3 protein-coding genes are annotated in these 5,258 nt (G+C 63.6%); 2 read left to right on the top strand and 1 reads right to left on the bottom strand.

What is annotated here, in order from left to right; all coding sequences use genetic code 11:
* The coding region (locus tag EN964_RS38180; protein ID WP_206528748.1) for a hypothetical protein at positions 1-291 on the bottom strand (291 nt) is incomplete at its 3' end.
* Between the two features lie 176 nt (positions 292-467).
* Here EN964_RS38180 and EN964_RS23370 point away from each other — a divergent pair.
* Positions 468-2,090 carry a DUF2778 domain-containing protein gene (locus EN964_RS23370; RefSeq protein WP_127269381.1) on the top strand — a complete coding sequence of 541 codons (1,623 nt, stop codon included), beginning with the start codon at positions 468-470 and terminating at the stop codon, positions 2,088-2,090.
* 128 nt (positions 2,091-2,218) lie between these two features.
* Positions 2,219-5,258: excinuclease ABC subunit UvrB (uvrB, locus tag EN964_RS23365; RefSeq protein WP_127276772.1), on the top strand; the 3,040-nt coding region annotated here is incomplete at its 3' end.

Here is a 5,258-nt window from a genome sequence, read left to right as displayed (position 1 = left end):
GTTTTTGACGTTTGCGCTCTGGTTCAACTGAGGACGGGCTGCTTCAGGCCCTTCCGCAGGGGAAATCTTGGCAAGACCGGCAACATTTTTACTGGAAGCAGGCGCCTTTCCCAGGCGATGTCTGCTGGCAGTCACCTCACTGCAGATGCCGCGCCAACGCGCTTCGCAAAAATTAGCAGCGGCTGTTTTGCTTGACTCGGCCGCCAAAAACAGGCAGCAAAACCAGGTCGGAAGGGCGACAACACCACTTTCCTGGCCGTGGACGAAGCCAAATTTGGCCCAAATCCACATCTCGTCGTTGGTTTTGAGAGGAATTGATTAACCAACTTTGTCCATATTTTGAAGCAATCGGCAACCAACTACAGACGCGGCAAACGCGTCGGGGACCACCTGGGATCACTCACAGAATGGTCGTCGCGGCTCTCAAGGCCGCGTACGGGGAAACCGGTTGAAGCGAGATTGGTTGCATGGCGTTGTTGAGTACACACAAAAAAAACCGGGGACAGCGTGAGGGCGGCGAGTTCGTCGATGCTCCGCGTTCCTCTTCCTTCAACGCTGGCCGGGTGGCCCGCTGGGTCGCGCTGCCTTGCGTCAGCACCGCCATCGGCCTTTGGTTGATCGGCACCATGGCCGGCCTCAGTTCCGTCGGCGCCTCGCTGTCGGCGACTTCGGTTGGCCTGCCCCAGACGCTGTCCATGCCGGGATCGCTCGCACTTACCGATCCGCTGAAACAGCACTTCTTGAAAGCACCCTTCGTGCTGGCCAATGCCAATGGCGGCACTCAGGCTCTGCATGATCATTCGGTGCAGTGCGGCGCCAGCTGTTTCAAGCTGGCCAGGGTAAGCTCGCAGGCGGAAAAATCCGAACGCCTTGTAGCGCAGGCAAAGCCGATGCCTGCCCTTGCGAAGTCGAAGGCGCAGGAGCGCTTCGAACGCATGGAAGCGTCGCTTTCGCCGATGAAGCTGGCCGCTGCCTTTGCCGACGCCGGAAAACCTGCCGCCACTGCCAACACGCGCCCGGTGATCTCCACCGTCGCACCGCGAATTGCCGAGGCGTCGCTAGTGCCGTCCGTCCAGGTCACGGCCAGCCTGTCCGATAACATGCCAGTTCCGGCAGCCGAACGTTTCGCCCGGCTGGATACCGGTTCGGTGGTCGTGCAGATCGCACCGCAGCCGATGGGCTTTGCCCAATCCGATACGCCAGACAATTCGCAGTTGGCCCTTGCCCTCGTGCGGTCGCTGCCGGTCGACGCCGAGGCGTTTGCCTCACCGCTGCCGATCGAGGAATCGTCAGCCGATATCGCGGTTTCGCCCGTCGAAACCCAGCAGGATCAACCCGGCGATGCCGCCTCGCTGCCGGACGCGCTGACCGACGACGTGCCGTTGCCGACCCGCCGCCCGCAATTCGACCCGCCGCAGCCCAAAATCGTGCAGCAGCAGCCTAAGCCGGTCCAGCAGCCCAAATCTGTTCAGCAGCCCAAGCCCGCCCAGCAATCGAAGCCGGCGCGTGAGACGGTCCAGCAGGCCCAGCCGGCAAAACCGGCGCGGCAAGGCCGGCCGGCCGATGGCGGCGATGTGCTGGCCTACGCCAAGCCGGACACGCCTTCGGGCGGCCTTGGCAAGGCGTTCAGGAACCTGTTCAACTCGCCGGGATCCAGAAGCGGCGCCGGCAATGGCGTCGCCGTCTACGATATCAGCGCCGCCACCGTCTACATGCCTGACGGCTCAAGGCTCGAGGCGCATTCTGGCATCGGCGCGATGACGGACCAGCCGCGCTATGCCGACCAGAAGAACCGCGGACCGACACCGCCCAACACCTACAATCTGTCGCTGCGCGAGTCGCGCTTTCATGGTGTGGAGGCCTTGCGCCTGACGCCGGTCGATGGCCGCAACAAGTACAATCGCGACGGGTTTCTGGCCCATACGTATCTGCTTCGGGGCCGCTACGCCCAGTCGAGCGGCTGCGTCGCCTTCAAGGATTATGCGCGTTTCCTCGCCGCCTTCAAGAAGGGCAAGATCAAACGCCTCGTCGTGGTGCCGCGCCTGAACGGGTCGGCTACGCAGGTCGCATCAGCCGCCAGGGGCGTGTAGCGACAAGAGGCTTTCGGGCGTACCTTCCCGCCTGCTCCTGACAGCCTGCTGTCAGGAGCAGCGCTGTCCGGCACGCCTCTCCCCACCGCGCTCTTTCCATTTTGGCCAGGAAATCCCATATTCGGGACATGGCCAAATCTCCCGACAAAAAAACGCCGCCGACGGCGAATGACGACCGCGCCGCGCCGAAGCGGCGCAGTCCGCTGACCGATTTCCTCGACGCTTCGGAGCCGCTGCACAGAGGCGGCTTCGCCGAGATGCCGCAGCCGGAGCTCTCTGGCACGCCGCTGACCGGTTCGATCGCGGACTGGGCCGAGCAGATCGAGCAGGAGGCCGAGAAGGAAGGGCGTCTTGCCGGCAAGGGCGACGGCGGCAAATCGCCGAAGCCGTCGAAGAAGATACCCGAGCGTTCAAGCTCGCCGGGACGCAGTTCGCGCGGCACCTCGATGGGTGGGGCGGCGACGGCGAGGGAGCGCACGGCAGCGGGCCTCAACCCGGTCGCGGGTCTCGACATTTCGCTGGAAGACGCCGAGACCATGGCTTCGGGCAGCGTCACCGCGACGGTAGCCGCCCTTTCGGCGTTGATCGAATCCGGCAATCCGCTGCACAAGGACGGTGTGCTGTGGACGCCGCATCGCCCCGCCCGCCCGGAAAAATCCGAAGGTGGCATTGCCATCAAGATGGTTTCGGATTTCGAGCCGGCCGGCGATCAGCCGACCGCGATCAAGGATCTGGTCGAAGGCGTCGACAACAACGACCGGACCCAGGTGCTGCTCGGCGTCACCGGCTCCGGAAAAACCTTCACCATGGCCAAGGTGATCGAGGAGACGCAGCGCCCTGCCTTGATCCTGGCGCCGAACAAGACGCTGGCGGCGCAGCTCTATTCCGAGTTCAAGAAATTCTTCCCGGAAAACGCCGTCGAGTATTTCGTCTCCTACTACGACTATTACCAGCCGGAAGCCTACGTCCCGCGCACCGACACCTTCATCGAGAAGGAATCTTCGATCAACGAGCAGATCGACCGCATGCGCCATTCGGCGACGCGTTCGCTGCTCGAGCGCGACGACGTCATCATCGTCGCCTCGGTGTCCTGCATCTACGGTATCGGCTCGGTCGAAACCTATACGGCGATGACCTTCCAGATGCAGATCGGCGATCGGCTCGACCAGCGCGCGCTGCTCGCCGATCTCGTCGCCCAGCAGTACAAGCGCCAGGACATCAATTTCGTTCGCGGCTCGTTCCGCGTGCGCGGCGACACGATCGAGATCTTCCCGGCCCACCTGGAAGACCGCGCCTGGCGCATCTCGATGTTCGGCGACGAGATCGAGCAGATCACCGAGTTCGACCCGCTCACCGGCCAGAAGACCGGCGAGCTGAAAAGCGTCAAGATCTACGCCAATTCGCACTATGTGACGCCGCGCCCGACGCTGAACCAGGCGATCAAGTCGATCAAGGAAGAGCTCAAGCACCGGCTGGTCGAACTCGAGCGGGCCGGCCGCCTGCTTGAGGCGCAGCGGCTGGAACAGCGCTGCCGCTTCGACCTCGAGATGCTGGAAGCCACCGGCTCCTGCGCCGGCATCGAGAACTATTCGCGCTATCTCACCGGCCGCCAGCCGGGTGATCCGCCGCCGACGCTGTTCGAGTACATTCCCGACAACGCGCTGGTCTTCATCGATGAAAGCCATGTCACCGTGCCGCAGATCGGCGGCATGTATCGCGGCGACTTTCGCCGCAAGGCGACACTGGCCGAATACGGCTTCCGTCTGCCGTCCTGCATGGACAACCGGCCGCTGCGCTTCGAGGAATGGGATGCCATGCGTCCGCTTTCGGTCGCCGTCTCGGCGACCCCCGGCGGCTGGGAAATGGAGCAGGCCGGCGGCGTCTTCGCCGAGCAGGTCATCCGCCCGACCGGCCTGATCGATCCGCCGGTCGAGGTCCGCCCGGCCAAGACCCAGGTCGACGATGTCGTCGGCGAAATCCGTGACACCACCAAGGCCGGCTACCGCACGCTGGTGACGGTGCTGACCAAGCGCATGGCCGAGGATTTGACCGAATATCTGCATGAACAAGGCATCCGCGTGCGCTACATGCACTCCGACATCGACACGCTGGAGCGCATCGAGATCCTGCGCGATCTGCGCCTCGGCGCCTTCGACGTGCTGGTCGGCATCAACCTGCTGCGCGAAGGCCTCGACATTCCCGAATGCGGCTTCGTCGCCATTCTCGACGCCGACAAGGAAGGTTTCCTGCGCTCGGAAACCTCGCTGATCCAGACCATCGGCCGCGCCGCCAGAAACGTCGACGGCAAGGTCATCCTCTATGCCGACCAGGTGACCGGCTCGATGGAACGGGCGATGGCCGAAACCAACCGCCGCCGCGAAAAGCAGGTGGAGTGGAACGAGGCCAACGGCATCACCCCGGAATCGGTCAAGTCGCGCATCTCCGATATTCTGGATTCGGTCTACGAGAAGGACCACGTCCGCGCCGACATCTCGCAGTTCACCGACAGTGCCGGCGCCATGATGGGCAACAACCTCAAGGCCCATCTCGACGCGATGGAAAAGCAGATGCGCGATGCCGCAGCCAATCTCGACTTCGAGAAGGCGGCCCGCATCCGCGACGAGATCAAGCGCCTGCGTGAGATGGAACTGTCCATCTCCGAAGACCCGCTGGCCAAATACGCCGACATGGAAAGCCCGGCCTCCGGCCGCGAAAAGGGCAAGCACAACAAGGGCGTGGCCAAACATCGGACAGCAGAAGAACAGGAGCGTTTCCGCAAGTTCGACGAAGCGCGCGCCGCCGAAGAGGCCGCCAGGGCTGCCCGGCCCAACCTCTTCCGCAAGCCTGATCTCGACGAGATGGGCGCCGACGGCGCCGTACCGGTGAAAAAACCGCTGTTTTCGAAACCCTCGATCGACGATATGGGCCCGGGCACCGACATGCCGACGCCGGCCGGCGCGGTGTCACGCTCGCTGTTCAAGAAACAGTCGGCTGAAGAGGCGCATGGCTCCGATTTCGGCATACCCGGCGAGCCGGTCAAGCCGCTGTTCAAGAAGAACTCGCTCGATGAAATGACCGTGCGGCGGCCGGAAAAGCCGGTCGAAGGAAAAGTGCCGGCCAAGCCGCAGCCAATCTCCCCCCAAGTGGGTGAGATGCCCGGCAGGGCAG

Origin of the sequence: Mesorhizobium sp. M7A.F.Ca.CA.001.10.2.1 (assembly GCF_003998575.1) — a bacterium.
Classification (GTDB): Bacteria; Pseudomonadota; Alphaproteobacteria; order Rhizobiales; family Rhizobiaceae; genus Mesorhizobium.
This window is presented reverse-complemented; position numbering and strand designations above follow the sequence as displayed.

Excerpts from the sequence above, each read along its gene's own strand:
- EN964_RS23370 (WP_127269381.1), top strand. The coding sequence starts at position 468 with ATGGCGTTGTTGAGTACACACAAAAAAAACCGGGGACAGCGTGAGGGC.